Genomic DNA, 26020 nt, shown 5'->3' on the forward strand with positions numbered 1-26020 from the left:
GTTCGATGACGTACGTCCCATCGCCCTCAGCGAAGTACTCCGCCTCGCTCCCACGATCACCGGGGACCGTCGCCGTGCGGGCCGGGTGCGCGTCCCGGCCCGCACGCGGGTGCGCCGGTCAGGTCCCCCAGGGGTCCGGTGGCTCGTCCCCCTCGCGGCCGGCCCCCGCGGGCTCGGAGTGGTAGAGGTGCACGGACGCGCAGTGGACGGCTCCTCGGCCTCCTCGGCCGCCCGCCAGCAGGAAGCGCCGGTACGGCCCGGGCCCCGGCTCCTCGGTGACCGTGAGCGAGTCGTCGTACTCCGGCAGGACCGTCATCTCCCGGACGTCCCGGAACTCGACCTCCAGCCGGCCGAACCCGGGCCGGCCGTCCCCGCTCTGCAGCACGAGCCGGCGGTCCTCGGCCGTGTACGAGCGCAGCCGGGTGCTGCGGTCCAGCACGATGAGCGGTTCGCCCGGCGGACCGCTCGCGCCGTCCTCGCCGCCGAGCGGCGTCCTGGTCCGGGCCTGCCGCCCGGCCGTCCTCCAGAAGTCCGAGGAACCGAACCGGAGGTGCTCGGGGCGGGCGACGAACCGCGTTCCGACCGCCTCCGCCAGTTCGGCGTCGGAGACAGTGCCGCCGAGCCCGAGGCCGCTCCAGCAGGCGGCGTGCGCGGCGTCGACCGGGTCCAGGTCGAAGGCGAGCCCGAGCTGCATCAGGATCTCGTCCGCCTTCTCCACCGGGCCGCACGCGCAGTTCTGCCGGGCCGCCATCTCGCGCAGCGTCCGGTGGACCGAGCCGTCGTGCCGCGCGGCGAACTCCCGCAGCGCCCGGACCGTGGCGCGTTCGTTCCGGTCGTCCTCCTCGAAGATCTCCTCGAGGGTGGGCCGGCGCCTGCGGGCCGGCGGTTCCGGGGTGTTCCCGTCCTGGGTCATGCCGTGGCCCCCGCGGGGTCCAGTCGGTGCACGCGGAGGCGGTGGCAGACCACGAAGTCCCGCCCGCCGCGGTCGGCCAGCAGCAGCCGGTGGTCGTGACCGCCGGGATCCGGGCCCAGCAGCGCGTCCATCGCGGCCACCGCCTCGGCGTCCGCCCCCGGTGCGGGGGATCCGGGCGCGCGGTCGATGACCAGGTCGCGGTACAGCGGCCGGACCCGCATCCCCCGGACGGCCTGGAACTCGACGTCCAGCAGGGCGCCGTCGCCGTCCGGGCCCGTGGCCCGGCCGCGCAGCACCAGGAGTCGGGAGTGCCCGTAGGACACGAGCCGGGACTCGCCCGGCAGGTGCACGGGGAGGTCGTCCTGGGTGGCCGTGAGCAGCATCCGCCGGGGCATCCGGTGCGCAAACCGGTCCCGGTCGACGGCGCCGTGGTCGAGGTCCCCGGTCCGCGGCAGCAGCCGCCCGACCTCCCGTTCCAGCCCGTCCTCGTCGAGCCGGCCGTCCCTCCCCAGCCCGGACCAGGCCATGATCAGGATGGCCTGCCCGCCGGTGATCCGGAACGCCTGCCAGACGATGGACCGCAGGGACCCGAGCCGGTCCGCGACGTCCTCCCCGGGGGCGCCGGGCAGTCCCAGCTCCCTCCCCAGCCACTGGGCCGTCGCCAGCACGGACCCTCCGTTCGCGACGGCCGCTTCCCTTGCCCGCCGCACCAGTTCGCGCTCGTACTCCATCGACCGCCCCCCTGTTCCCGTTGACGGCATCCTCTCCCAACGACCCGGGAATCGGCCAGGCGCCTCAGCTGCCGGGAGGGGCCGGGAGGGCGGCGACGGGCAGCGGGAGCCGGCCGGTCGACAAGCGGGTCATCCGATCGGATGACCCCCCGTTTCCGCCGTCACCAGGAGAGCGGGTACCGGACCGGATGTCCGCCGATCCGGCCCGGCAGCAGGCCGATCGCCACCAGCAGGACGGTGGAGAGCACGAGCAGCGGCAGGAACGGCCAGGCGTGCGGGGCCTGGAGCACCACGACCACGGCGCTGGCGACGGCCGGGGAGTGCGACAGGTGGCAGAGCATCATCGCGCCCAGCGCGAGTCCGGCGGCTATCGCCGCGCCCCAGGCGGTGCTGCCGGTGAGCGCGAGGGTGCCGTAGCCGATCAGCGCGGCGAGCAGCTGACCGCCCACCACGTTGCGCGGCTGGGAGATCGGCAGCCCGGGCGCGCCGTGCACCAGGGCCGCGCTGGCGGCGACCGGCGGGATCAGCAGGGGCTGGTGGACCAGCACACCGATCCCGGCCAGCAGGAGCAGCGCCCCGATGGCGAAGGCGGACGCCCGCAGCGCGTGCAGCGGATGCGGTCGGGAGGACTGGGCGGTGGGCGGCGTGGTCATGCGCGGGTGGCTCCGGGTGGGGAACGGGGGGACCCGGGGATGATAAACAGACTGTTGCAAGAAAAGGTGGGATGTTTCGCCAGTTGGACGGTCGTCGGACACTCCGTGGACGGACCGCCTTCCGTGGCGACCCCGGAACCACCGCAGCGACCATGCACGCAGAGAGGGTTGACTCCCCATGGCCGGAACCGCCGCCACCGTCTTCCGCAACGTCCGACCGTACGGTGCCGAGCGGTCCGTCGACCTGTTCGCCGTCGACGGCGTGCTGGTCGAGCGCCTGCCGGAGGGCGTCGAGTCGACCGTCGTCGACGGCGGGGGCCGGATCGCGCTGCCCACCCTGGTGGACGCGCACATCCACCCGGACAAGACCGCCTGGGGCGAGCCCTGGTACAGCCGGCGCCCGGCCGGTTCGCTGCCCGAGTACGTCCGGGGCGACGTCGACCTCCACCACCACCAGCGCACCCCGCTCGCCGAGCGCGCCCACCGGCTGCTGGCCCACGCCGTCGCCTCCGGCACCCGGGCCGTGCGGGCGCACGTCGACGTCGCCCCCGCCTACGGGCTGGCCGGGGTGACCGGGCTGGCCGAGGCGCGCGAACGGCTGGCCGGGGCGCTGGACGTCCAGCTGGTCGCCTTCCCCCAGCACGGCGTGCGCCGGACGCCCGGCGCGGGGGAACTGCTGGCCGAGGCGGCGGCGAGCGGGCTGATCGACGCGGTCGGCGGCATCGACCCGGCCGGCTTCGACGGCGGGCCCGACGGCGAGGGCCCCGCCCAGCTCGACCTCGTCTTCGACCTGGCCGAACGTCACGGCCTGCGGCTGGACGTCCACCTGCACGACCGGGGCGGGCGCGGCCTCGACCCGCTGCGCGACATCATCGCCCGGACCAGGGCCGCGGGCCTGGCCGGCCGGGTGGTGATCAGCCACGCCTTCTGCGTCCCGGAGCTGGCCGGCGACCGGCTCGCCGAGCTCGCCGACCGGCTGGCCGAGGCCGGCGTCGGCCTCACCACCGTCGCTCCCTCCGCGCACCAGGTGCTGCCGTTCCGCGAGCTCCAGGCGCGCGGCGTGCGGGTGGGTCTCGGCTCGGACGGCGTGCGCGACTCCTGGAGCCCCTACGGCAACGCCGACATGCTGCACCGCGCCCACCTGCTCGGCTGGACCACGGACGCGCGCACCGACCGGGAGCTGGCCGACTGCTTCGCGCTCGCCGCCGACGGTGGCGCGGACCTGCTCGACCTGCCGCGCGTCACCCTGCGGCCGGGTTCACCCGCCGACTTCCTGCTGGTGGACGGCGAGTGCCTCCCGCAGGTCGTCGTCGACCTCCCGCCGCGCGACCTCGTCGTCCGGGCCGGCCGGGTGGTCGCCAGGGACGGCCGTCTGCTCGTCTGAAAGGCCCGCCGGACGGCCCTCCGGAAGGCCTGCCGGAAGGCCGCTGTCCGGGGTGGTGACGGCGGTGTCCGTGGCGCGTCCCGACCTGACCGGCGCGAACGGTCCGCCCTCACTCCACCCCGGTGCGCCTGCGCACGCGCGGCGCGTTCACCGGACGGTCGCACCGGGTAGTCGTTCGCATACACTGGGCGACTCCATGGGGGGTGACGGCCAGGGAGCGGCAATGCCGGAACACGAACAGCTGGGCCCACGCGCCGAGCCCGGCGGACCAGTCGACCCTTCCCGACCCGCCGGCGCGGCCGGTCCGGCCGGCCCGTCCCGGCTGCCGGCGCGGCCGGACAAGGTGCCGTTCCAGGCCCGCACCCCGATGGACGGCCCGGCCGTCACCGGTCTGGGGGCGACCTCCTGGCCGGACCGGATGCTCCCGCTGCTCCGCATGCCCACCGCCGCCCGCCCGCTGCTCCCCGACCTCCCCGGCGAGGACCGGCCGGATCCGGCCGAGGTGGCGGCGGTGCTCGACCTCGCCCTGCTGGTGGGGGAACTGCTGCTGGCCAGCGGCGAGGCGGCGGAGGACGTCGAGGCGGCGATGCTCGCGGTGGCGCGCGCCTACGGCGTCCACCCGTGCGACCCGCAGGTCACGTTCACCCGGGTCGCCGTCTCCTACCGGCCGGGCCCGGCCGAGCCGCCGCTGACGGTGGAGCGGTCCGTACGCCGGCCGTCCGGCGACTACGCGCGCCTCGCGCTGCTCTTCCGGCTGGTCACCAGGATCTCGGCGGGCGGGATCGACGTCGAGGAGGCCCACCGCCGGCTCGCGGCCGGGCTCCGGTCCGGCCACCGCTACCCGGGGTGGCTGGTCGCGCTGTCCTGCGGGCTGCTCGCCGGGGCGGCCACCGTGCTGGTCGGAGGCCGCACCGACGCCCGGGCCGGACTGGTGTTCGCGAGCGCCTTCGTCGCGGCCCTGGTGGGCGACCGGCTCGCCGTACTGGTGGCCCGTCACGACCTCCCGGAGTTCTACCAGTTCGTGCTGGCCGCGACGCCGGCCGCGCTGATCGGCATCCTGCTCTCCTTCAACGGCCTGCACCTGCGCGGCTCGGCGGTGATCACCGGCGGGCTCTACGCGCTGCTGCCGGGGTGGCGGCTGGTCGCCGCGGCGCAGGAGGGACTCGCGGGCTGCTACCTGACGGCCGCCGCCCGCATGCTCGAAGCGCTGTACATGATGACCGGCGTGGTGATCGGGGTGACGGCCGTGCTCTACGTCGGCATCAACCACGGCGCGGACCTCGCGGCCCGCGATCTTCCGGTCGGAGCCTCGAACCCACCGCTGCAGCTGGTGGCGGCCGTGCTGGTCACCCTGGCCTTCGCGGTGATGCTGAACACCGAACCGGGTGCGCTGCCCGCGGTGCTGCTGAACAGCACGGCCGGCTGGACGACCTACGGCGTGCTGGTCGGCGCGGGCCAGCAGCCGGTCGCCGCCGCCGCCGTGGCCGCCGGGCTGGTCGGCCTGGCCGGCCAGGTGATGGCCCGCCACCGCGGCAGCTCCGCGCTCCCGCACGTGACGGCGGCCCTCGGGCCGCTGCTGCCCGGCTCGGCGCTCTACTTCGCCCTGCTCGCCTTCGTCCGCGGGGACGCGGTGACCGGCCTGCGGGGCGTCGCCCACGCCTGCGCCATGGCCATGGCACTCGCCATCGGCGTCAACCTCGGCCGCGAGGCCGCCCGGCTCTTCCTCCCGGCCCCGGCGCCGGGCGCGGTCCCGCCCGCGCGCCACCGGGGCCGCCACCGCCGCTGAGCCACGGCGTCGGCCGCCAGTCCGGTCGCTACTGTCCGGATCCGGCGCATGCCGAATCAGCGACTTGAAAAATTCTTCATGTTCATACATGCTGTCGTGCCGTTGGATCGGCACCGACCTGCCGCAGGCCGGTGAGGAAGAGGAAGAACACCGGTGAGGACGAGCAAGAGGGAGGCAGGGTGAACATCACCGCCTCCGTTCCCGGCCGGCTGCGCGCCGTACTGCCGAACCGGGAGACCATCGCCACCATGGGGCGCTCGCCCCGCAAGGACCTGCTCGCCGGGGTGACGGTCGCGATCGTCGCGCTGCCGCTGGCACTCGGGTTCGGCATCTCCTCCGGCGCCGGCGCCGAGGCGGGGCTGGCCACCGCCGTGATCGCCGGCGCGCTCGCCGCGCTCTTCGGCGGCTCCAACCTCCAGGTGTCCGGGCCGACCGGGGCGATGACCGTCGTCCTGGTGCCGATCATCGCCCGCTACGGGACCGGCGGCGTCCTGACCGTCGGGCTGCTCGCCGGTGTGATCCTCGTCGCCCTCGCACTGGCCCCGGCCGGCCGGTGGATGGCCTACGTCCCGGTGCCGGTGGTGGAGGGCTTCACCCTCGGGATCGCCGGTGTCATCGCCCTCCAGCAGGTGCCCGGAGCGCTCGGCGTGAGCAAGCCGGACGGCGACAACCCCGCCGTCGTCGCCGCGCGGGCCGTGCGCGCCTTCGCCGCGTCGCCGCACTGGGCGGCGCTCGGCCTGACCCTCGCGGTGGCGGCGGTGATGCTGATCGGCGCCCGGCTGCGACCCGCCGTGCCCTTCTCCCTGGTCGCCGTCGTCGCGGCGACCGTCACCGCGGCGGCCGCCGGCCTGCCGGTCGCCACCATCGGCCATCTGCCCGCCGGACTCCCGGCGCCCTCGCTCGGCTTCCTCGACCTCTCGGCCGTCCCCGCCCTGCTGCCCTCCGCGTCCGCCGTCGCGGCACTGGCCGCGCTGGAGTCCCTGATGTCCGCGACCGCCGCGGACGCCATGAGCGTCTCGGAGCGGCACGACAGCGACCGCGAACTGTTCGGCCAGGGCCTGGCCAACCTGGCCGCGCCACTGTTCGGCGGCGTCGCCGCCACCGGCGCGATCGCCCGCACCGCCGTGAACGTGCGCTCCGGCGCGGTGTCGCGCCTCTCCGCGCTCGTCCACGCCGCGGTCCTGACGGTGATCGTCTTCGCCGCCGCCCCGCTGGTCGCCGGGATCCCGCTCGCCGCCCTGGCCGGGGTCCTGCTGGCCACCGCCGTGCGGATGGTCGAGGTCGGCTCGCTGCGGGCGCTCGCCCGGACCGGGCGCGGCGAGGCCGCCGTCCTGCTGCTCACCGCCGCCGCCACCCTGGCCTTCGACCTGGTCACCGCGGTCGTGGCCGGCCTGCTCGTCTCCGGCGTGCTGGCGCTCGCCGCGGTCGCACGGGCGGCCAGGGTCGAGCAGGTCCCGCTGCACGCCGACCTGCCGCCGGCCGACCACCACGACGAGGAGCAGGCGCTGCTCGCCGAGCACATCGTCGCCTACCGGATCGACGGACCGCTGGTGTTCGCCGCCGCGCACCGCTTCCTGCTGGAACTCACCGAGGCCGCCGAGGTCGACGTCGTCATCCTGCGGATGTCCCGGGTCAGCGCGATCGACGCCAGCGGTGCCACCGTCCTCGGCGACGCCATCGGCCGGCTGCGCCGCCGCGGCACGCTCGTCCTGGTCTCCGGCGTCCGGGACGAGCACCATCGCCCCCTCGACGCCCTCGGCACCCTCGACGCGCTGCGCGCCGACGGCCACGTCTTCGCGACCACCCCCGAGGCGATCGCCCACGCCCGCACCCACCTGCGGGCGCGGGGCGCCGCCGCCGGGCCGCCGGCCTCCGCCGCCCCTGCCTGCCTTCGCTGACCTCGGTAACCCCTACTCGAACGACTGGATAGTCTGATCACATGAGCGACAACCTCCCCGCCTGCCCGAAGTGCTCCGGCGAGTACACCTACGAGATGGACGCCCTCATGGTCTGCCCGGAGTGCGGCCACGAGTGGGAGCCCGCCACCGGTGGCGGCGAGGCCGCGTCCGGCGAGCGGGTGATCAAGGACTCGGTCGGCAACGTCCTGAACGACGGCGACACCGTGACCGTCGTCAAGGCGCTCAAGGTCAAGGGCAGCGTCTCCGGCATCAAGGCCGGCACCAAGGTGCGCAACATCCGGCTGGTCGACGGCGTCGACGGCCACGACATCGACTGCCGGATCGAAGGCTTCGGCGCCATGCAGCTCAAGTCCAGCGTGGTCAAGAAGGCCTGAGGCCCTCGGCGGTGGCCGGCCGGCAGCGGTCGGCCACCGGTGCCGCGCCGGCCGTGGTGCGTCAGCAGCGGTCGGCCGGAAATCTGGCGGTCACCGGTCCACCCGGCCGCGCCCGCTCCAGCCACACCGGCCGGCTGCCCAGCTCGGCCACCGGCGGGGTGACGTACAGCAGCCCCGGCTCCTCGCCGGGTTCGGCGGTGTCGTAGGCCCCGGCCACCACCAGCCGCAGCGCCGCGCAGACCGCCCAGTCGGGATCGGCCGCCGCACCCGCCGGGTCGAGCCGGGCGGCCAGCCCGAGCAGCGCCTCGCGCAGGGTGCCGGTGAGACGGGCGACGGGCGCGCCGTCCAGGGCGGGGTGCCCGCCGCCGTCCCGGTGGGCGGAGGCAGGGGCGGTGCCGGTGACCGGTGTCGTTGCGCTCACAGGAGTCATGCCGAGGACGCTAGGGGAGACGTCCGACAACGGCCCGCCCGACGGTGGCCGGTTCCGGGCGGTGCGTCAGTTGCCGTCCGCCGTCGGCCGGGAGCGTTCCCGGTCGAGCATCCGCAGGTGCAGCCGCTGCGGCCGCAGGACGGTGGTCAGCCGCATCGGGCGGTCGTCCGCGCGTCGGCCCGGCGCCGGCGCCGGATGCCAGCGGGCGAGCAGGGTTGCCAGCGCGATCGCCGCCTCGGCCCGGGCGTAGTCGGCGCCGAGGCACTGCCGCGGGCCGTTGGCGAACCCGGCGAACCCCCAGCGCGGCAGGGCGGCGGCCCGCTCGGGCAGCCAGCGGTCCGGGTCGAACCGGGCCGGGTCGGCGAAGATCCGCGGATTGTGGTGGGCGACGTACGGGCTGACCAGCACCTGGCTGCCGCGCGGCAGGACGCGCCCGCCCAGCTCGGTCTCACGGGCGCAGGTGCGCAGCAGCACCCAGCCGGGCGGGTAGAGCCGCAGGGCCTCCGTCAGCACCCGGGTGGTGGCGGACAGCCGCGGCAGGTCGCCCCACCCGGCGGGCCCACCGTCCGGCAGCACGGCGTCGACCTCCGCCCGTACGGCAGCCAGGGCCTCCGGGTGGGCCGTCAACAGCCGCAGTGTCCAGGAGAGTTGCGAGGCGGTGGTCTCGGTGCCGGCCAGCAGCATGGCGACCACCTGGTCGTGCAGCTCGGCATCGGAGAGCGTCGAGCCGTCCTCGTCGCGGGCGGCGACGAGCCCGGCCAGCAGGTCGGTGCGGCCCGGGCCGTGCGCGCGGTGGTCGCGCACCAGGTCGGCGACGGTCTGCCGCAGCGTACGGACCGCCCTCCGGTAGCCGGGGCCCGCGGGCAGCATCCAGAGCCGCCGCAGCGCCCCGGCGAAGGCGGTCTCGAAGGAGCGCTGCAGCCGCTCGGCGAGCGCGTCCGGCACCTCGGTGCCGAGCAGCGTGCGGGTCACCACCCGCAGGGTGAAGCGGTAGCAGGCGGGGAAGACGTCCACCACCTCGCCGTGCCGCCAGGAGCCGGCCAGCAGCGCCGCCTCCCGGCTCATCACCTCGGCGTAGGCGGCCAGCCGCTCGGGCCGGAACTCCGGTTGCAGCATCCGGCGTTGGCGCCGGTGGTCGGCGTGGGCGCAGGTGGGCAGCCCGTTGCCGAGGATCTCCCGGAAGCGGCCGTAGATCGGCCCGCCCTTGTCGAACGTGCGGTCGTCGGCGTACACCTGCCGCAGCAGCTCCGGATGGCAGGGCACCACCAGCCGGTACGTCCCCAGCCGGATCTCCACCAGGTCGCCGTACGCGTGCAGCCGCCCCAGGAACCGCGCCGGGTCCCGGGCCAGCACGGGCAGGTGCCCGAGCACCGGCACCGCCCCGGGCAGCTTTCCGTGCACATAGGTCGTGGTCGCGGAACCCCGCGCTGACGAGGACACAGCAGCAGGGTAGGCGCACCGGAGAGCGGCGGACAACCGGCGTACGTCCACCCGCCCGCGCCGCTCGGCCGGACGGGGGACCGGCGGCTGCCGGATCGCGAAACCCCCTTCCCGGCGGGTCGATGGCCCGGTACCGCTCCGGAGAAGTCCCCGGGCGGAGTTGAGTACCGGTACTCAGGCGAACGGCGCCCCGGGGCGGGGAGGATCGCCAGTATGACCAGCGATCAGACGGCCCGGGCCCGGCAGGCCCGGACCGCGACCGGGTGGACGTGCGCCCCGTGCGCGGCGCACGAGGCGGTGACGGCGGGATGATCTGGGGACGTGGCGGCCCGGGACGCATCCCGCTCACGGACACCGGGGCGATCCAATGCCCGGGCCTCGCCCATGTGACGGTCGGCGACCGGGACCCGGGCCGGGACGACGCCGACCGGGACGGCGCCCGCGTCCCCGACGTCCCCGGCGAGCCGCCCTCCCCCGCGAAGGGGCGCCGGTCCAGGCGCTGAACCGGCCCGCGGCGAGCGGGCCGGCGCCCCCTACCCCGCCGGTGCGTCGGCCTCGGCGTCGGCGACCCAGGCGGGCAACGGCTCACGACGGGTCAGCCACTCCCGGGGCACCCGGCCCAGGCCGGTGCGGGCGGCGACCACCCCGGCGGTGATGGCGCAGGTGGTGTCGACGTCGCCGAGGCCCTCGGCGGTGGTCCACAGCGCGTCGGTCAGACTGTCCAGGTGGTGGGCGGCGGACCACAGCGCGAAGGGGACGGTGTCACCCGCCTGGACGCGCTGCCCGCTCCCCAGGACGTCGGCGGCCTGCCACGGCTCGGTTCCGGCGTCCAGGTCGGCGGCGCGGCGCAGGCCCTCACGCACGGCCCCCGGCGGCGTGCGGTCGGCGACCTCGGCGAGCAGCGCCGGGGCCTGCGGCACGGGCCGGGCACGGCTGCCCGCGGCGAGCGAGGCCGCGACGGCGACCGCCACCGCGCCGGCCACCCCTTCCGGGTGCGCGTGCGTCACCTCGGCGGACAGCACCGCCTGCTCGGCCGCCTCCTCCGGGTCCGCGGGGAACCAGGCCCCGAGCGGTGCCACCCGCATCGCCGCGCCGTTGCCGAAGCTCCCCTCGCCGCCGAACAGTTCGCGCGCACCCGACCGCCAGCTGCCCGGCGACTCCGCGAGCGCGGGCAGCAGCCGCTGCATGCCGCGCCCGTAGCCGCGTCCGGGGTCGGCCAGGTAGGTCGCGCCGAAGGCGAGGGCCAGCTTCTCCTGGTGCACCGCGTCGAACGCGGTCAGTACCCCGTACACCGACAGCGCCATCGCGGTGTCGTCGGTCCAGTGCCAGGGCGCCTCCTCGGGAATCCGGCGGGCCCTGATCTGGGCGAACGCCTCCCGGGGCGTACGGAAGAGGGGGAACCAGCGCTCCCCGAATCCGTCCCCGAGGGCCAGACCCTCCAGCGAGTCACGAGCGGCGGAAGTGGATGTCATCGCGCCATCCTCCCAGGACCCGCCAGGGGCCATCTGCGGGGCGCCGAACGGCACCGCGCCCCGCACGGCGCACGCGAGCCGCGCCGGTCAGTCGCGCCCGCGGACCAGCAGCGCGGCCGAACTCGGATCGCCGACGCGCTTCGCCGCCGCCCCCTTGAGCACACTCAGCGCGGCCGGCAGCGCGGCCACCGCCGCCGCCCTGAGCGCACCGATCGAGGTCAGGTCGAAGTTGTCGGCCAGCAGCAGGCCCAGGAACGTCGCGGCGTAGGTGGCGAGGGTGCGCTCGGTCAGGTCGATGATGAACGTCCGCATGGTCAGGACTCCTTGCACGATGGAGACGATCAGGTGCGTGGTCGCGGAGCACTCGGTTCGGGCAGTTCGTCGAGGGACGGTGTCGTTGGCCGGAGGACCTGCGGGTGCGGCGACTCGCCGCCCCTGCTGTACACGTTCGGACCCACCCGTTCGGAGGACGGCCCCGGTCCGCATCCGAAGAAATCCCAAGACCGTCCTGCTGCCCGGCCCACGCCGTCACCTCGACAACGGCCGCCGTTCGGCCTGTGCCGCCCGGCCTACTGAGAAGCAGGCAGGGCCCGCCGATTCGGCGGGCCCTGCCTGTCGTGACGGTTGTTTCCTAGTCCTCGTGGAACGGCGAGATCATCGTGTCCACGTAGAGACCGGCCGAGCGGGCTCGTGTGATCGGGCCGTCCGCATTGCCCGGGGTACCGACAAACATGTAGTAGTCACCGGCGAAGTGAACGTAGAAGCCGCCCTCTCCTTCGAGACAGCACCAGACGTAGTCCTCGCGAAGAATGGACCGCGCCAGGTCGACAGCTTGCTCGGGAGTCAGGTCCTCGGCTTCCTGGACTCTTCCCCACCACGAGCTTTCCGGGAAGATTTCCAGACCTTCCACTTTGAGCCTGTCGACCCCGGAGGCCTGCAGGAAGTCCTGGATGAAAGTCAGGTACTTCTGCTCGGTCCGCAGGTATTCCTCTTCGGTCAGCGGTACCCCGTCGTAGCTTCGGCCGATGTCGGACATTGCCGTCCAGGAGTCCTTGGTGCCGATTCTCTCTTCTTCTGAATACTTGACGACACGATACCGATTCATGCGTCAGTCGCCTACCTTGTGGCACAGGTGCTTGCAGTAGGTTCCGCTCCGGGTTTCCTTTTTGAGAACAGCCTTCGCTGAGCGGCCCAGCTTCCAGGCGCCGCCCCTGTGGGAGGTGAGATCGCGGGTGATGAAAACATTTCCCTTCTTGTTCTTGTAGATCTTGACCTTCGAAGTCGACTGGGATCCTCCGTCCTCAGTGAACCCCATCTTCTTGGCGATACGACCGGCGTCCTGCTCGTTGAGCTTATGTCCGAGCTTGCAGGCATCGGGTAGCTGATTGTCATTGTGCGTCAGGACCTCGTCGCCGCCGGCGGTGAGGACGACGAACGTGTGGACGTTTCCGACGTTGAGGTTGTAGACGAGTTCGTCGGCCGTGTCGCCGAGGTCGCGGGTGTAGGTGACCTCGGTCGTGCTGCCGTCGGGCGAGAGGAGTTCGTCGCCGACGGCCACGTCGGCCGCCTCGACCCAGCCGCGTCCGATCACCCACATTGGGTGGTTGGCGGTGGCTTCAAGAGGCGCGGTCGAGGGATCCAGGTCGGTGTCGAGCTGGACCATGTGCTTCGTCCCGAAGCCAACCACCACGTCGAGTACCGGCTGCGCGGAGGTCTCGCCGGTCACCGGGTCGGTGGCCGCGACGAGGTCGCCGATCCGAATGTCGGAGATCGGACGGTAAGCGCCGTCGGCCATCCGCACCAGGGTGTCCGGAGCGAAGGAGTTCCTCCGTGGGCACCCGCAACTGCACTTCTTGGTGATGGACTTCACCTTGGAGGCGGTGGCCCGGTACACGGTTTTGGCCTTCGTCGCCACACGTTGGACCCGGGCTGCTGCTCGGGTGGCCTTGACTGTGGTGACCGCTGCCTTCACCGCTGTGTTCGCGCCCACCAGGCCGGCGACCGCGGTGACGGCCATTTCGGCGGCCTTACCCCAGTTCCCGGTGGCCGCGTAGGACACAGAGGACACCGCTGCGGCAACCGCGCCGATGGGGCCGGGGATGTAGGAGGCGACCTCGGCGACCTTGGCGACCACCTCGACCGTCTTCTTCAGCCACTTGGGCATGCCCCAGTTGCCGTCGAGGTCGGTGCAGTTGACGGGGTCGCCGGTGCAGTAGTCGTAGGCGCCGGCGTTGCCGCCGGGCACCGGGTCGATCTGCAGGAAGCGGCCCAGCGCCGGGCTGTAGAGGCGGGCACCCATGAGGATGTCGCCGTCCTGGGCCTCGGCCGAGCGCTGCTTGCCGCCCAGCCAGCCGTAGCGAACCGCTTCCTGGCCGTCCTGCGGGATACCGAACTCGTCGAAGTCCAGCACCTTGGGTGTGGTCAGCGCGGTGTCGGTGGTGATGACGACGGAGCCGAACAGGTTGGTGAGCTGGAGCTGGACATCACCCGTCCTGCTGGTCGTGGCGACCAGGTCGGAGTCGGGCCCCGAGACGTTGCGGGTCAGGGTGCCCTGGGTGGTGTCCTCGATCGTCCAGCGGACCTCGTCGCTGTCGTCGCCGTAGTGGTTCAGCTTCGACGTGGCGCCGGCCCAGGTACCGTCGGCCTGCTTCTTCGACGTGGTGAACGCGGTCAGGCGGTGGGCGGCGTCGACGGCCCACTCCTGCTTGGTGTCCCCCTTCTCCTGGGCGGCGACCCGGTCGTTGGCCCAGTAGGTGTTGGTCGCGCCGGTCGCGGTCTTCACCGTGCGCCCGAAGGCGTCGTAGACGAAACCCGCATCCGTCAGGCGGTCGGCGCTGTCGTAGGTGTGGTTCTCGGCGACCGCCCCGGCCGTGCTGCACTCGCCGGCTTCGCCGCGCGGGGCGGTCGACTTGGACAGGCGGTTGGAGTGGGCGTCGAAGGCGTACTGGCGGGTGACGCAGCCGGTGGCGACCGTGGACTGCTCGGCCTTCACCAGTCGGCCGAGCCGGTCGTACTGGTAGGAGCGGGTGGCGGTGGAGCTGGTGTCCTTGGCCACCTGGCCCTGGGTGGAGATGTCGGCGCTCTGCGCCCAGATCACCTTGTTGTCGGAGGTGCGGGTGTAGGTGCGGCTGGTGGCCTCGCCGACGGCGTTGGTGGTGTCCTTGCGGACGATCCCGCCGGGGTAGGTCTGCTCGACCAGCTGGCCGTCCGGACCGTACTTGGCGGTGAACTCACCCGCGACGCTGTCGTTGATCGAGGTGACCAGCCCGCGCGGCTCCTTCGCGCGGTCGTAGGTGTAGGTGCTGAACCCGGTCGGGTCGGTAACCTTCACCGGCTTGCCGAACTTGTCGAACTCCGAGGTGGTGGTGCCGCCGTCGGCGTCCGTGTAGGAGATCAGCCGACCCAGTGAATCGAGCACACGCACGAGTGACTTGCCGCCGGCCGTCGTCTTCACGATGTCGCCGGTGGCCGGGTCGTACTCGGTGGTGACCTTCGGCAGCGGCTTGCCCTCGTCCGAGGTGATCTCGGTCGAGGTGATCCGGTCCGCGCCGTCGTAGGTGGTGACCGTCTTGCGGCTCTTGCCCGCGTTGGTCTCGGTGGTCTCCTCCGGCTCGCCGAACGGCGAGTAGCGGGTGACCCGCTTCACCGGCAGCGTGGTCGGCATCCGCGTCGCGTCCGCACCGGTGATCGCACCGCCCGGCCCGGTGACACAGGGCAGACCCGCCCACTCGGGACGGTTGGCGCACAGGGCGTCGTCCGGGTTGGCGCCGGCGCTGTAGAACACCGACTTCACCGTCCCGGCGTCCGCGCCGTTCGAGCCCGGCCTGCGCGACTCCACCGCACGCCCCGAGGCGTCGAACTTGACGGTGGACGTCAGCTTCGCGCCCAACGCGTCGGTGGTTACCGATGTCGCGGTCTTCAGGACCCAGCCCGACGTCCCGCCGATCGGCGTGTCGTACCCGGTCCTGGTGACCCGCAGCTCGACGTCGTCGGCGTAGCCCTCGATCCGGGCACCGTCCGTGGCCGTGGTGACCAGGTGGTAGGCCTTGCCGTCCGGCTTCCCCTCGTCGTAGGTGCTGGTGTTGTGGTCCCGCGCCACCACCGACGTGCCGGCGGCGAGCGAGGGGTTGACCGTCGTCTTGGTGAGCGTGAGGGTGTCGATGCCCGCCTGGAAGTACGGCGAGCCGGCCGCCGGGTTGGTGCCGGTGACGACCAGGTCGAGCTGGTGGTCGCCGCGGGCCAGCTGCACCGGGGCACCGGCGGACCACGGGGTGGTGGTGACGCCGTTGTTGTAGCCGTCGAAGCTGCCGGTGACGTCGGTGCCGTCGAGAACGAACTTGACGATGCCGTAGTCGATGGCCTTGGTCATCTTGGCGGAGAGCAGGTACTTGCCCTCCTCCGGGACGGTCACCCGGAACGAGGCGCTGTCGCCGGCCTTCTTGCCGAGGAGCATGACCTGGGCGTTGCCGGACCAGCCGCCTCCGCCGACCCAGCTGCCGTCGCCGTTCTGGGTGATGACCTGGGCGGTCGTACCGAGGCGGGGCATGCTCTCGCCCTCGACCGTGACGGTCGCCGGGTTGGTGCCGGCGGCGATGTCCTCGGCGAGGCTGGCGCGGTAGAGCGGACCGAGGGTCTCCAGGACGTCGAGGCCGTCGGCGGTGTAGGTGGTGCGGGAGTCGAGCAGCCGGGCCCGGTCCGCGGACGCGGCGGGCAGGCCGAGTTCCTCGACGAACCGCGCGGTCTCCGGGTGGGTCCCCAGCGCGATCGCCCGGTTGGTGGCCTCCAGGGAACGGACGGCGTGGCCGTAGCGGTCGTACTCGGTGGTGTCGATGTCACCCCCGGGAGTGACCGACGGGCTCGCCGTGTTGACCTCGTTGCCGGAGGCGTTGAGGTAGTGCACCGCGGCCGGCTTGTAGCCGTCCTTGCCCGGCTTGACCGCCGTGGCGGTGTTGGTGCCCGGGTCGTCCTCCGGCCCGAACACCGCGGTCGCGTCGGTGGGAGCGTCCAGCTGCGCCCACTTGGCGACGTCCGCGCCCGCGAGGTCGTACGGACCGCCCGCGCCGACCGTCAGCGGCACCTCGTAGACGACGTTGGTCGCGATCTCGCCGCTGATCTGGTCCTTGCTGCCCTGGGCGAGCGAGGCCCGGCGGACCTTCAGCAGGCGCCCCGGGTCCTGGTCGGCCGCGGCCTTGCCGTAGTCGAAGTTCCACGGCAGCTCACCCGCGGCACCGATCCGGGTGACCCGGCCGTCGGCGTCGTAGCTGTACGTGGTCTTCAGCGGCTGGGCCAGACGCGGGTCCCAGACCTGCACCAGTCGGCCGCGCTCGTCGTACGCGTAGTGCGCGACCTCGACGGCCTCCTGCTTGGACGTGACCGGGTTCCACGACCACGCCTTCACCGAGCGGATCCGGTCGGTGAAGTCACCGGGAGTCCCGGCCACCGCCGTCGTGGTGACCGCGTAGTCGTAGTCCATCGCCTCGCAGCCGCGCGGCAGCGTGCCGGTCAGGCAGCCGCCCGCGTCGTCCACGCCGGGCTCCACCGTCGGGACAGCGCGCTTGGGCAGCACCCGGCCGTCGGTGACGTCGTAGACGTAGCGGGTGGTGGAGGCCGCTTCGGGACCGGTCTCGCTCTGGACCTGGAACTCGCTCGTGCCGAGGCCGCGGGCGAAGACCGTGACGCTGCCGTCGAGGTCGGCGAGCTTGTAGGTGGTACCGGAGTTGGCCGGGGTCCACTTCTGGTTGGGACCGCCGTGGCACCAGTGCAGGGTGACCTGGGTGCCCTGACCGCCGGAGTCCGGGGCGTCGAGGCACTTGCCGGAGTTGGCGTTCATCAGACTGCCGTCCGGGCGGACCTCCCACTGCTGGGCGCCGGTGCCGTTGCACTCCCACAGCTGGATCTTGGTGTAGTCCGCGGTGGAGGAGTTCGGGACGTCCAGGCACTTGCCGAGCGCGGAGACCGAGCCCTTGTCACCCAGGATCCACTGCTGCGCGGCGGAGGTGTTGCAGTCCCAGGTCTGGACGGCGGTGCCGTTGGCGGTGTTGGAGCCGTTGACGTCCAGGCAGCGTCCGGTGGTCGGCGTGGTGATCAGGCCGGCCACGGCGGGCTGGGCGGTCAGGGTCAGCGACTCCGCGCCCGGCTCCGGGAAGAAGGTTCCGTCGGAGCCCTTGGCGAAGGTGAGCGAGGTGTCGTCGTTGCCCTTGATCTCCGCGAGGTCGGACTCGGGGAAGGTCAGCGAGCGGTAGTCGGAACCGGTTCCCGCGTCCGGGCCGCCGGACCACTGCGGACCGAACGGCGCGACGATCTCCTTCAGCGACAGATCGTCGAAGAAGACCTCCTTGCCGCCCCCGGAGAACCCGTTGTAGAGGCGGAAGAACGCCTCGGTGGCACCCTGCGGGACGGCCATGTCGACCGTCAGCTGCTGCCAGCCGTCGGTGAACCCGGCCTTCGCGGAGGTCACCTGGGCGTAGCCGGCCGAGGTCCTGGTGAAGCCGGCCAGACGCAGGCCGCGGTCCGCGTAGTCGGGGTTCAGACCGGTGCCGGCCGGGACGAAGATCCAGCCGGTGAGCCGGTAGGTCTTGCCGGGCTTCATGCCCATGGCCATCGAGTTGTCACCGATGGCGGCGTACGAGTCCTGGCCGGTGGCGACGATGCGCAGCGAGTCGGTGCTGTTGTCGTGGCCGCGGGCGGTGGAGCGCTCGATGGTGGCCTGTCCGGCGGAGAAGCCGTTGGTGTCGAAGCCGACCTGTCGCTGGTTGGCCGTCAGGCGCTCGCCCTGCGGCTGCCAGCCGCGCCCGAGGTCGCGCGAGGAGGAGGAGCGCTTCACCGAGACGCCGAACTCGTCGGCGTCGGTGACGTCGACCGAGTAGTCGCCGGTCAGCAGGTTGACCGAGCCGGGGCCGATCCCGGTGCCGGCCGCGCCGTCGGCGTTGCGGTCGACGGTGATGGTGTTCCAGGCGGTCGCGTAGCCGTTGCCGGAGCCGTCCTGCGGGAAGAGCAGGGCGCGGATCTGGACGACGCCGCCGACGTTGCCGAGCGTGTCGACGACCGTCCAGTTGGCGTGCGGGCCGAGATCGGCCAGCAGCGGCTTGGGGTCGGTGACGGGGGTGTTGTCGGCCTTGGCCAGATTGGCGAGCGGCACGTTGTACTCGGTCGCGCCGGGGCCGCGCCGGTACTGGTAGACCACCCGCTTGTACTGGGTCTGGGCGTCGACCTGCAGCTTGACGCGCTTGGCGGCCTGGCTGCCGTCGATGGGGGAGACCAGCCCGGCCTGGCCGACCGAGAAGGAGTAGACGGTCGGGTCGGACAGGTTGCCCGCCCGGTCCTTCGACTGGACCTTCAGGGTGTGGTGGCCGTCGGTGGCCGGGGTGATGGTGGCGTTCGCCGCGCCGGTGGCGTCGACGGTCACCGCGGCGGCGCCGTCGAGGCTGTGGACGAAGGCGATCTGGTCGGTGACCCCGCCGGCCGGGGTGAAGGTGAAGGTGCCGGCCTGTCCGGCGGCGCCGTGCCACAGGCCGTCCGACGGGTAGGAGGCGGAGCTGACGAACGGTGCGCCGGGCTTCACCGTGTCGGCGATCACCGTGACGCTGGGCGTCCAACCGGAGTTGACCCGGCCGTCCCAGAGCCGCGAGCCGATCGAGTAGGACACGCCCTCGTCGAGCCGGGTCAGGCCGAAGTCGCTCGGCCGGGCCTGCAGGTAGCTGCCGTTGGGGCCCTGCTTGTAGGCGCGCTTGACGAAGACGCCTTCGCGGTACAGGTCGAAGTCGGCGCCGACGTCACCGCCGTCCGGGTCGTTGGCCAGCACCTGGAAGACCGGGGTGGCGGAGGAGGTGTAGCGCGGGTTGCCCTGCTGGGAGGGCAGCACGTCGACCGTCGACGGGGTCGGCGGCACCGTGTTGTAGGTGATCGACAGGAACGGGGAGTGGGCTCCCTCGGACGACTCGAACTTCTTCCAGCCGTAGGAGTCGTTCTCGTCGGCGGCCTTCAGGCCGAGCGCGTAGGTGCTCGCGCCCATGCCGGCCCAGGCCTGGACCAGGCCGGTGACGTCCGCGCCCGCCCACCAGCCGCCGCTGGAGTTGTAGCAGTCGTACGAGTCGCCGTCGCCCGCGATGTCCCAGGTCTCGCTGGATTCCCCGTACTTGGAGATCAGGCCGGGCTGGTTGCTCCACCTGCTGCCGGTGCTCGCGTACTGGGCCGCCCAGACCTCCCACTTCCGGGGGCTGCAGGAGAAGGAGTGGAAGTTGGCCAGGTACAGCTTGGCGTTGATGATCTGCTTCCCGTTGAACCCGCCGCCCGGGAAGTGCAGGAACGAACGGGCCTTGACGGCGCCGCCGTTGTACGTGCCGACCTTCAGCTCGGTGGCCGAGGACTGGTCGGTGTTGTAGTCGGTCTGGACGAAGGTGTCGAAGTTCGTGCCGACGTCGACCACCGGGTCGATGGTCACCGGGAACGACGTGCCCGGGTCGGTCAGGAACGCGGGGTCCGCGCTGAAGACGAGTTCGGCGTCCGCGCCCTCGCCGCGCAGCTCCATCGACACCGCGCCGCGGTGCAGGTGCTCGCCGGACTTCTCGTCCACGGCGGCGTCCCACATCACCGGGGCGGGGATCCGCACGGTGGGCTTGCCGCCCGCCGTGTCGGTCAGGTGGATCGAGCCGTCCTCCTGGCGCTCCACCCGGTAGCCGGTGGTGTCCAGCGGCAGCGTCAGCGTGCCGGCCTGGGACACCGCGTCGCGGTTCTTGACGATCAGGTACTGCTCGAAGCCGGTGCGGGTGGCCTCCAGCACCAGGTCCACGCCCGGGCGGGCGTCCGTGTAGGTGGCGGTGGAGCCGGAGAGCGTCGGCTTGGGCAGCTTGCCCAGCCAGCCCAGCTCGACCTGCCGGTCACCGGAGCCGACCTTCACCAGGTCCCGCTCGGCCGGAGTCGGGGCCTGCGCCGGAGCCGGGGCCTGCGGGTCGGCCGCCGGGGCGGCGAGCGGGGCGGCGGCGAGCGGGGCGGCGGCGCTGCGGGGGGCCCGCGCGCTCGCGGCCACGCCCGCGGCCGGCGACGCGTCGGCCGGCGGCAGCGGGTCGCCGACCTTCACCGAGGCGTCGCCGCCGGAGAACACCAGGCCCTCCGGGTGCGCCTTGGGCGCGACCTTCCCGTCGGGGGTCTCCACCAGTGTGGTGTCGACGGGCACCCACGCCTCGCCGACCTTCATCCGGATCGGGCCGGTCGACAGCTCCTGGCTGAGGGTGCCGTCCGGGTTGGCCCACAGGGTGAGGGTCTCGGTCCGGGCCCCGGTCACCTCGATCCGCCGGTTGTTCATCCGCGCCGCCAGCAGCGCCGACGCCTGGTCGGGCGCCTCCGTCACCGAGGAGGCGGTGGACCGGGCGGGCGGCGCGGGCTCAGCGGCTGCCGGGGGCGCGGTCAGCCCGTTGAGCGCCACCCCGGTCTCCACCAAGAGACCGAGAGCGGCGAGCACGGCTATTCGCCGGGCTCTGCGCGTAGTGAAGGCCCCACCTGCGAATGCAGATGAGGCCTGGGACTTCCGTAGCAACGCTACTCCCAAGGGATCGTCGTCTTTGAATCCGACCTGATGAGGGGTCAGGAGAATAAAGATCTCATAAGGAGGAGATGAGAAACTCATGAGGTTTGTATCGATCTGAACACGAACCGGGTGACGGATCGCCAGGTATTCAGGCGATCTCCGCAGTCTCTTCGATTGCAGAAAAATCCGACATAGGGGCTTCATTCGGGGCAATTTTGATGCAATGTCAGAGTGATGAAGGGGGGCGGGGGCGGTCGGAAAGGTATCGGCGAGGGAGGGGGGACGCCGGACGAGGACGGTCGAGCGTGTGTTGTCGGACCCCGCCGCTGGGTTGAATCCACCGGACCGGAAGGTGGGGGAGCTGAGCGACTCTCCTCCCTCCGGGGCGCCCCCTCGCCGGTCTTCGTCCACCGGCGCGAGCAGGAGCGGTGCTGGAAAGCCGGCCGTGACCCCTTCACCGGCGAACCCGGCCCCTACGCGGACCGGTTCCTGCGCCGACCCCGGCGGGCGGCCCTTCCGGCGGTACGCTGGCAGCCGCCGTCCAGTAGGGAGCGTCCGGGAACGTGTTCGTGAAGATCTGTGGTCTCAGCACCGCGGCGGACGTCGCCGCCGCGGTGGAAGCCGGCGCCGACGCGATCGGGTTCGTGCTCACCGAGAGCCCGCGCCGGGTGTCGCCGGAGCTGGCGCGGGAACTGGCGGACGCGGTGCCCGAGGGCGTCCTGACGGTGGGCGTGTTCCGGGAGGAGCCGGCCGAGTACGTGCGGGCCGCCGTCCGCGCCACCGGCGTGCGAGCGGTGCAGCTGCACGGAAACCACCCGGCCGCCGCCTTCGCCGAGCTGTCCGACCTGGGCCTGCCGCTGATCCGGGCCACCTCGGCCGCGGCGGCGGCCGGCGCCGATTCCGGGGACTTCGGCGAGGACCTGCTGCTGCTCGACGCGCCGGTGGCGGGCGCCGGGGAACCGTGGGACTGGTCCGCGCTGGGCGCGAAGCCGCCCGCCGGCCGGTGGCTGCTGGCCGGCGGGCTGAGCCCGGCGAACGTCGCCGACGCGATCGCGGTCGCCAGGCCGTGGGGCGTGGACGTCTCCAGTGGCGTCGAGGCGCGGCGCGGGGTCAAGGACCCGGCGCTGATCGCCGACTTCCTGCGCGCCGCCAAGTCCGGCTGACGGCGGGACCGGCCGGGGAGGGACGGGGAGGGACGGGTAGGGACGGGTAGGGCGGTGGTGCCGGCCGGGTTGCCGAGCTGCTCCCCGTGCCCGGCCCGGCTCCTCGGCCTACCGTGGAAGGACCCGGCCGAAGGGCTGCGCACCGCGATCCCGTGAGGAAGGTGAGCCGCATGTGTCGCTGGCTGGCCTATTCCGGTTCCCCGATCATCCTGGAGGAACTGCTCTACAAGCCCGAACACTCGCTGATCGATCAGAGCCTGCACGCCAGGATGGGCGTGGAGACGACCAACGGCGACGGGTTCGGCATCGGGTGGTACCCCGCCGATCACGGCGAGCCCGACCGCGTCGCGGAACCGGCGGTCGTCCGGGGGACCGGGCCCGCCTGGAGCGACCGGAACCTGCGCGAGCTGGCACACTGCGTGCGCTCACCGATGTTCGTCGCCCACATCCGTGCCTCCACCGGCACCGCCGTGCAGCAGACCAACTGCCACCCCTTCCGGTACGGGCAGTGGCTCTGGATGCACAACGGGGCGATCCACGACTTCCCCAGGCTCAAGCGCGACCTGGTGCTCGCCGTGGATCCTTCCCTCTACCCCTCCATCGAGGGCTCGACCGATTCTGAGCTGATGTTCCACCTGGCGCTCACCTTCGGGCTGCGGGACGACGTGCCCGGCGCCGTCGAGCGCATGGCCGGCTTCGTCGAGGCGACCGCGGCCCGGCACGGCGTCACCGAGCCCCTGCAGATGACGGTGGCCGTTTCCGAGGGCACGCAGCTGTGGGCGTTCCGCTATTCGAGCGGGCGCGCCTCGCGGTCGCTGTTCTTCAGCACCAGCGTCCAGGCGCTGCGCGCCCTGCACCCGGACAACCCCGTCCTGCAACGGGCCTCCGAGGGGACCCGCATCATCGTCTCCGAGCCACTGGGCGACCTGCCCGGGGCCTGGAACCCCGTCCCCGAGTCGAGCTACGCCGTCGTGCGGGAAGGGCACGATTCGATCCGCGCGTTCAGACCGCAGATCGGCGCGCGGTGAGACGCGGGCGCGGGCGGTGCCGCCCTCGCCCCGCCGCGCCTCGCCCCGCCCGGGACTCCTCGGGCTGCCCTGGAACGGCCGCGCCGTCGGTCACCCCGCCAGCAGCGCCTCGCGGAGGAACCGGAGGATCTCGGCCCGGGCCGCGACGGCCTGCGGCTCGATGCCGGGCAGGGTGAGGAACGCGTGCTGCGCGCCCGGGTACTCGGAGAGCCGCACGGGCGTGCCGGCCGCGCCCAGCCGCTCGGCGTAGCGGCGGCCGTGGTCGGCGACCGCGTCCCGGGTGGGCACCACCACCAGCGCCGGGGCCAGTCCGCCGAGGTCGTCCGCGTGCAGCGGCGAGAACGCGCGGGCATCGGTTCCCGGCGGGACGGCGAGCCGCTGGAAGAACTCCAGGAGCGGCAGGGCCCGGCTCGGGCTGTACGCGTACTCGGCGACGGAGGCGTGCTCCAACATCACCGCGGTCACGTCGGTCACGGGGTTGACCAGGACCTGCGCCTTGAGCTCCACGCCGGCTTCCCGGGCCCGGACGGCCGTCAGGGCGCTGATGAGCCCGCCGCAGCTCTCACCGAGGACGGCCGTGCGCACCGGGTCGATGCCCCACTGTGCGGCGTGCCGCAGCAGGTGGTCCAGTACCTCCCGGCCGTCGTCGGCGGCGTCCGCGATCGGACTGTCGGGGGACGCTACGGGTCCGGCGGCACTGGATCACGGATGGTGATGGAGGAGGTGCTGCAGGCCCTACGCGCCTCCGGCCTGCCCGACGAGGAGGTCCCGGTGCGGTACCACCGCCTCGTGACCCTCCTCGCCGCGCTGATCTCCTCCGAGGCGGGCATCAGCACCATCACCCCGGAGGAGTACGAACAGGGCGTGGAGCAGTTCCGCGTCGCGGTGCTCGGCGCCGACCCCGAACGCTTCCCGGCGCCGGCCCACTACGCCCGCGACCTCCGCCCCCTCGGCGCCGACCGCCGGGCCGTCCTCGAGGACGTCCTCGCCGCCCACCTCGCCCACATCGAGGCGCGGATCGTCTGACCTGCGGGATCGCGGGGCGCTCGTGGTGCTCTCGGGCTGTGCCGGATTGTGCCGTGCTGGTCAGGAGGGCGAGTCGGCGGGCTTCTCCAGGCCGTGGGAGGTCACCAGGTGGGCGGTGCCGTCGGCCAGGCGGTAGGAGATCCCGATCACGGCGGTGGTGCCGGCGGCGACGGCCTCGGCGAGGGTCCGCGAGCGCTCCAGGAGCAGGTCGACGGTGTGCTCGATGTGGGTGTCGATGAAGTCGGAGTTCTCCGTGTAGCCGGCCGCGCGGGCCGCCAGCACGCTGGGCGTCACGCGCTCGATCACGTCGCGCACGTAGCCGGTGGCGGTCGCCCCCTCCTCGACGGCGGCACGCGTGGCGGCGACGGCGCCGCAGGAGTCGTGGCCGAGGACGACGACCAGCGGGCTGCCGAGCACGCTGATGCCGTACTCGATGCTGCCGAGCACCTCCGCGCCGACGACGTGCCCGGCGGTGCGGACCACGAACAGGTCGCCCAGGCCCTGGTCGAAGATGATCTCTGCGGCCAGGCGGGAGTCGGAGCAGCCGAACAGGACCGCGAACGGGCTCTGGGCGGGGGCGGTGGCGGCCCGCCGGGCAGCGTCCTGGTTGGGGTGCTCGGGGGCGCCCGCCGTGAAGCGGCGGTTGCCGGCCAGCAGGGTCTCCAGGGCGGTGTGGACAGTCATTCGATCGCCGGTCATGGTGGCAAGCCTAGGGTGGGGCACCGGGACCCGGCAGCACCGGGGGGCCCGTGCGGGGTCTGCGTGGGGTCGGTGCGGGGGTCGGGGCTCGAATGCGGGCCGCGCCCCGGATTGCACCCGGTCAGGTGAACTTCCCGGGCGGACGTCGAACCGGGCGCGGGCGGGTTCGGCCGTGGGAACGCCCGGCGGGCCGGGTCGGGGCCGGGGCGGACTGCTGCTCGAAAACGCCGCGTTCGCCACAGGCTCGCCGAGAACCGCCCGTGTTGAACGAGCGGTTCGAACAGCGGCAGGATCCACCGCCATGGACGACACCTGGAAGACGCTCAACTCCCTTGCCCAAGGCCTTGATTCGCAATCCGCGCTGGTCGGCGAGCAGCGCTGGCTGGTGCAGATCGTGAAGCTCCAGGAGGAGGTCGGCGAGGTCGCCGAGGCGGCGATCGGGGCGCTCGGCGAGAACCCGCGCAAGGGGCGTTCCCATGACTGGGACGACGTGCGGAAGGAGGCGTGCGACGTGGCGGTGACGGCGCTGGTCCTGCTGGTTCGGATGGGCGGGGACCCCCGTTGGTTCTTCGAGGAGCACGTGCGGATGGTCGCCGCCCGCGCACAGGCGCGACCGGTAGCGCCGTAGCGACGTCCCACCTCACCTCCACCTCACCCTGCCCCACCCCGCCCGAGCGAAGGAGGATCTCTTGCGGGACGACGAGCTGTGCCTGGTCGAGGAAGGGGACGGACGCGTACTCGGCACGCCTGGCGTCGATGACCTGCCGGCAGATGGTGACCGGACTGCCGCAGCCGACCGCCAGGTCGGTCGCGCTGGTGTGGCGGCCGGACCGCCCGGCGGTGCTCGGGCTGCTGTCCTGCCAGGTGGTCTCCGGCGTCGCCGAGGCCACCGGGCTGCTCGACGGCGACGGTGTGCCGCGTCGTGCAGTGCCCGGGCCCGCTGCCGGCTGTGGATCGTGGACGGCTGCGCCCGCCCGGACCCGGCAACAAGGCCGACGCGCACGTCCGGGCGTGCCTCCGGCCTGCCCGGCACATGGGCCGGCACCAGCGGGTGGCACATGTGTTCAGCCCGGGTAGGGGTTGCGCAACGCCTGTGGCAGTTGTGGGGATCTTCCGTGCCCCGGTCGGCTGTCATCGGGACTCGTCCCGGGCGAGCACCGCGCAGAGAGCCGCATCCCGTGGAAGGCGCAGGACGGTGCAAGGACGGTGGCCTGGCCCGTTTCCCCGGCCGCCGGCGGGCCTGCGACGGCGCGGGCGCCGGCAGGCTGCGCCCGGCCGCCGGCGCGGGTCCGGCCGCGGGAAAGGCCCGAGTCGGGCGGGGCCCGCGCACGGGTCCGCGTCATCGGACGCGAGAGACCGGTTCGGTGGTGCTTCCCGGGCCCTGCTCGCGGGGGGCGTCCGGGTTCGCGAGATCTGCCGCCCCTGAAGGTGACGGCCCGTGAACAGGGGGGCTAGGGGGTGGCTCGGCAGATTCGGTGC

At 73.1% G+C, this 26020-nt stretch carries 17 protein-coding genes and 2 pseudogenes; 8 read left to right on the forward strand and 11 right to left on the reverse strand.

Annotated features, from left to right (window positions below; all coding sequences use genetic code 11):
* Positions 1-118: 118 nt before the first annotated feature.
* From ACFVUH_RS22025 to ACFVUH_RS22035, 3 genes are all read right to left on the reverse strand, one after another.
* The gene (locus ACFVUH_RS22025) at positions 119-913 is read right to left on the reverse strand and encodes a hypothetical protein (RefSeq protein WP_387915010.1); all 795 of its coding nucleotides are present in this window, start codon (positions 911-913) and stop codon (positions 119-121) included.
* Complete coding sequence (locus ACFVUH_RS22030; RefSeq protein WP_387915011.1) at positions 910-1644, reverse strand: hypothetical protein; 735 nt, start codon at positions 1642-1644, stop codon at positions 910-912. Before ACFVUH_RS22030 ends, ACFVUH_RS22025 begins: the two co-directional genes overlap by 4 nt.
* A gap of 161 nt (positions 1645-1805) precedes the next feature.
* Positions 1806-2297: an HPP family protein gene (locus ACFVUH_RS22035; protein WP_355369291.1), complete on the reverse strand. Its 492-nt coding sequence runs from the start codon at positions 2295-2297 to the stop codon at positions 1806-1808.
* Positions 2298-2475: 178 nt separating this feature from the next.
* Here ACFVUH_RS22035 and ACFVUH_RS22040 point away from each other — a divergent pair, with 178 nt between their 5' ends.
* The 4 genes from ACFVUH_RS22040 (at position 2476) to ACFVUH_RS22055 (ending at position 7760) form a co-directional block, all read left to right on the forward strand.
* The gene (locus tag ACFVUH_RS22040) at positions 2476-3681 is read left to right on the forward strand and encodes an amidohydrolase (RefSeq protein ID WP_387915012.1); all 1206 of its coding nucleotides are present in this window, start codon (positions 2476-2478) and stop codon (positions 3679-3681) included.
* Positions 3682-3904: 223 nt separating this feature from the next.
* Complete coding sequence (locus ACFVUH_RS22045) at positions 3905-5467, forward strand: threonine/serine exporter ThrE family protein (protein WP_387915013.1); 1563 nt, start codon at positions 3905-3907, stop codon at positions 5465-5467.
* A 248-nt stretch (positions 5468-5715) separates the two neighbouring features.
* Entirely contained in the window at positions 5716-7365 is a 1650-nt protein-coding gene (locus ACFVUH_RS22050; RefSeq protein ID WP_387915039.1) for a SulP family inorganic anion transporter, read from the forward strand.
* A gap of 41 nt (positions 7366-7406) precedes the next feature.
* The gene (locus ACFVUH_RS22055) at positions 7407-7760 is read left to right on the forward strand and encodes a zinc ribbon domain-containing protein YjdM (protein ID WP_355369285.1); all 354 of its coding nucleotides are present in this window, start codon (positions 7407-7409) and stop codon (positions 7758-7760) included.
* 61 nt (positions 7761-7821) lie between these two features.
* On the opposite strand, the gene ACFVUH_RS22060 is transcribed toward ACFVUH_RS22055, so the two are convergent.
* From ACFVUH_RS22060 to ACFVUH_RS22085, 6 genes are all read right to left on the reverse strand, one after another.
* Positions 7822-8190, reverse strand: a complete 369-nt coding sequence (locus ACFVUH_RS22060) for a hypothetical protein (RefSeq protein WP_387915014.1) — start codon at positions 8188-8190, stop codon at positions 7822-7824.
* A 66-nt stretch (positions 8191-8256) separates the two neighbouring features.
* The gene (locus ACFVUH_RS22065) at positions 8257-9630 is read right to left on the reverse strand and encodes a cytochrome P450 (RefSeq protein ID WP_387915015.1); all 1374 of its coding nucleotides are present in this window, start codon (positions 9628-9630) and stop codon (positions 8257-8259) included.
* Between the two features lie 533 nt (positions 9631-10163).
* Positions 10164-11102, reverse strand: a complete 939-nt coding sequence (locus ACFVUH_RS22070; RefSeq protein ID WP_387915016.1) for an ADP-ribosylglycohydrolase family protein — start codon at positions 11100-11102, stop codon at positions 10164-10166.
* An 87-nt stretch (positions 11103-11189) separates the two neighbouring features.
* Positions 11190-11414 (reverse strand): holin, encoded by a 225-nt coding sequence (locus tag ACFVUH_RS22075; protein WP_387915017.1) that lies wholly within the window; start codon positions 11412-11414, stop codon positions 11190-11192.
* 319 nt (positions 11415-11733) lie between these two features.
* A complete protein-coding gene (locus ACFVUH_RS22080) occupies positions 11734-12207 on the reverse strand; it encodes a hypothetical protein (protein WP_387915018.1) in 474 nt (157 codons plus the stop codon).
* Between the two features lie 3 nt (positions 12208-12210).
* Entirely contained in the window at positions 12211-20523 is an 8313-nt protein-coding gene (locus ACFVUH_RS22085) for a ricin-type beta-trefoil lectin domain protein (protein WP_387915019.1), read from the reverse strand.
* 671 nt (positions 20524-21194) lie between these two features.
* Here ACFVUH_RS22085 and ACFVUH_RS22090 point away from each other — a divergent pair.
* Both ACFVUH_RS22090 and ACFVUH_RS22095 read left to right on the forward strand, forming a co-directional pair.
* Positions 21195-21788 (forward strand): phosphoribosylanthranilate isomerase, encoded by a 594-nt coding sequence (locus ACFVUH_RS22090; RefSeq protein WP_355369273.1) that lies wholly within the window; start codon positions 21195-21197, stop codon positions 21786-21788.
* A gap of 170 nt (positions 21789-21958) precedes the next feature.
* A complete protein-coding gene (locus ACFVUH_RS22095) occupies positions 21959-22816 on the forward strand; it encodes a class II glutamine amidotransferase (RefSeq protein ID WP_387915020.1) in 858 nt (285 codons plus the stop codon).
* Between the two features lie 90 nt (positions 22817-22906).
* On the opposite strand, the pseudogene ACFVUH_RS22100 reads toward ACFVUH_RS22095, so the two are convergent.
* A pseudogene (locus ACFVUH_RS22100) lies at positions 22907-23494 on the reverse strand (alpha/beta hydrolase fold domain-containing protein); the annotation flags it as partial.
* Here ACFVUH_RS22100 and ACFVUH_RS22105 point away from each other — a divergent pair.
* Positions 23486-23842, forward strand: a pseudogene (locus ACFVUH_RS22105) (TetR/AcrR family transcriptional regulator); the annotation flags it as partial. The pseudogenes ACFVUH_RS22100 and ACFVUH_RS22105 sit on opposite strands and share 9 nt — an antisense overlap.
* Before the next feature lie 60 nt (positions 23843-23902).
* Here the strand turns inward: ACFVUH_RS22105 and ACFVUH_RS22110 are convergent.
* Complete coding sequence (locus ACFVUH_RS22110) at positions 23903-24541, reverse strand: carbonic anhydrase (RefSeq protein ID WP_355369269.1); 639 nt, start codon at positions 24539-24541, stop codon at positions 23903-23905.
* Between the two features lie 301 nt (positions 24542-24842).
* Between ACFVUH_RS22110 and ACFVUH_RS22115 the strand changes: the two genes are divergently transcribed.
* Complete coding sequence (locus ACFVUH_RS22115; RefSeq protein ID WP_387915021.1) at positions 24843-25169, forward strand: MazG-like family protein; 327 nt, start codon at positions 24843-24845, stop codon at positions 25167-25169.
* Positions 25170-26020: the final 851 nt, after the last annotated feature.

It is taken from the genome of Kitasatospora sp. NPDC058032, assembly GCF_042885845.1.
Taxonomy (GTDB): Bacteria; Actinomycetota; Actinomycetes; order Streptomycetales; family Streptomycetaceae; genus Kitasatospora.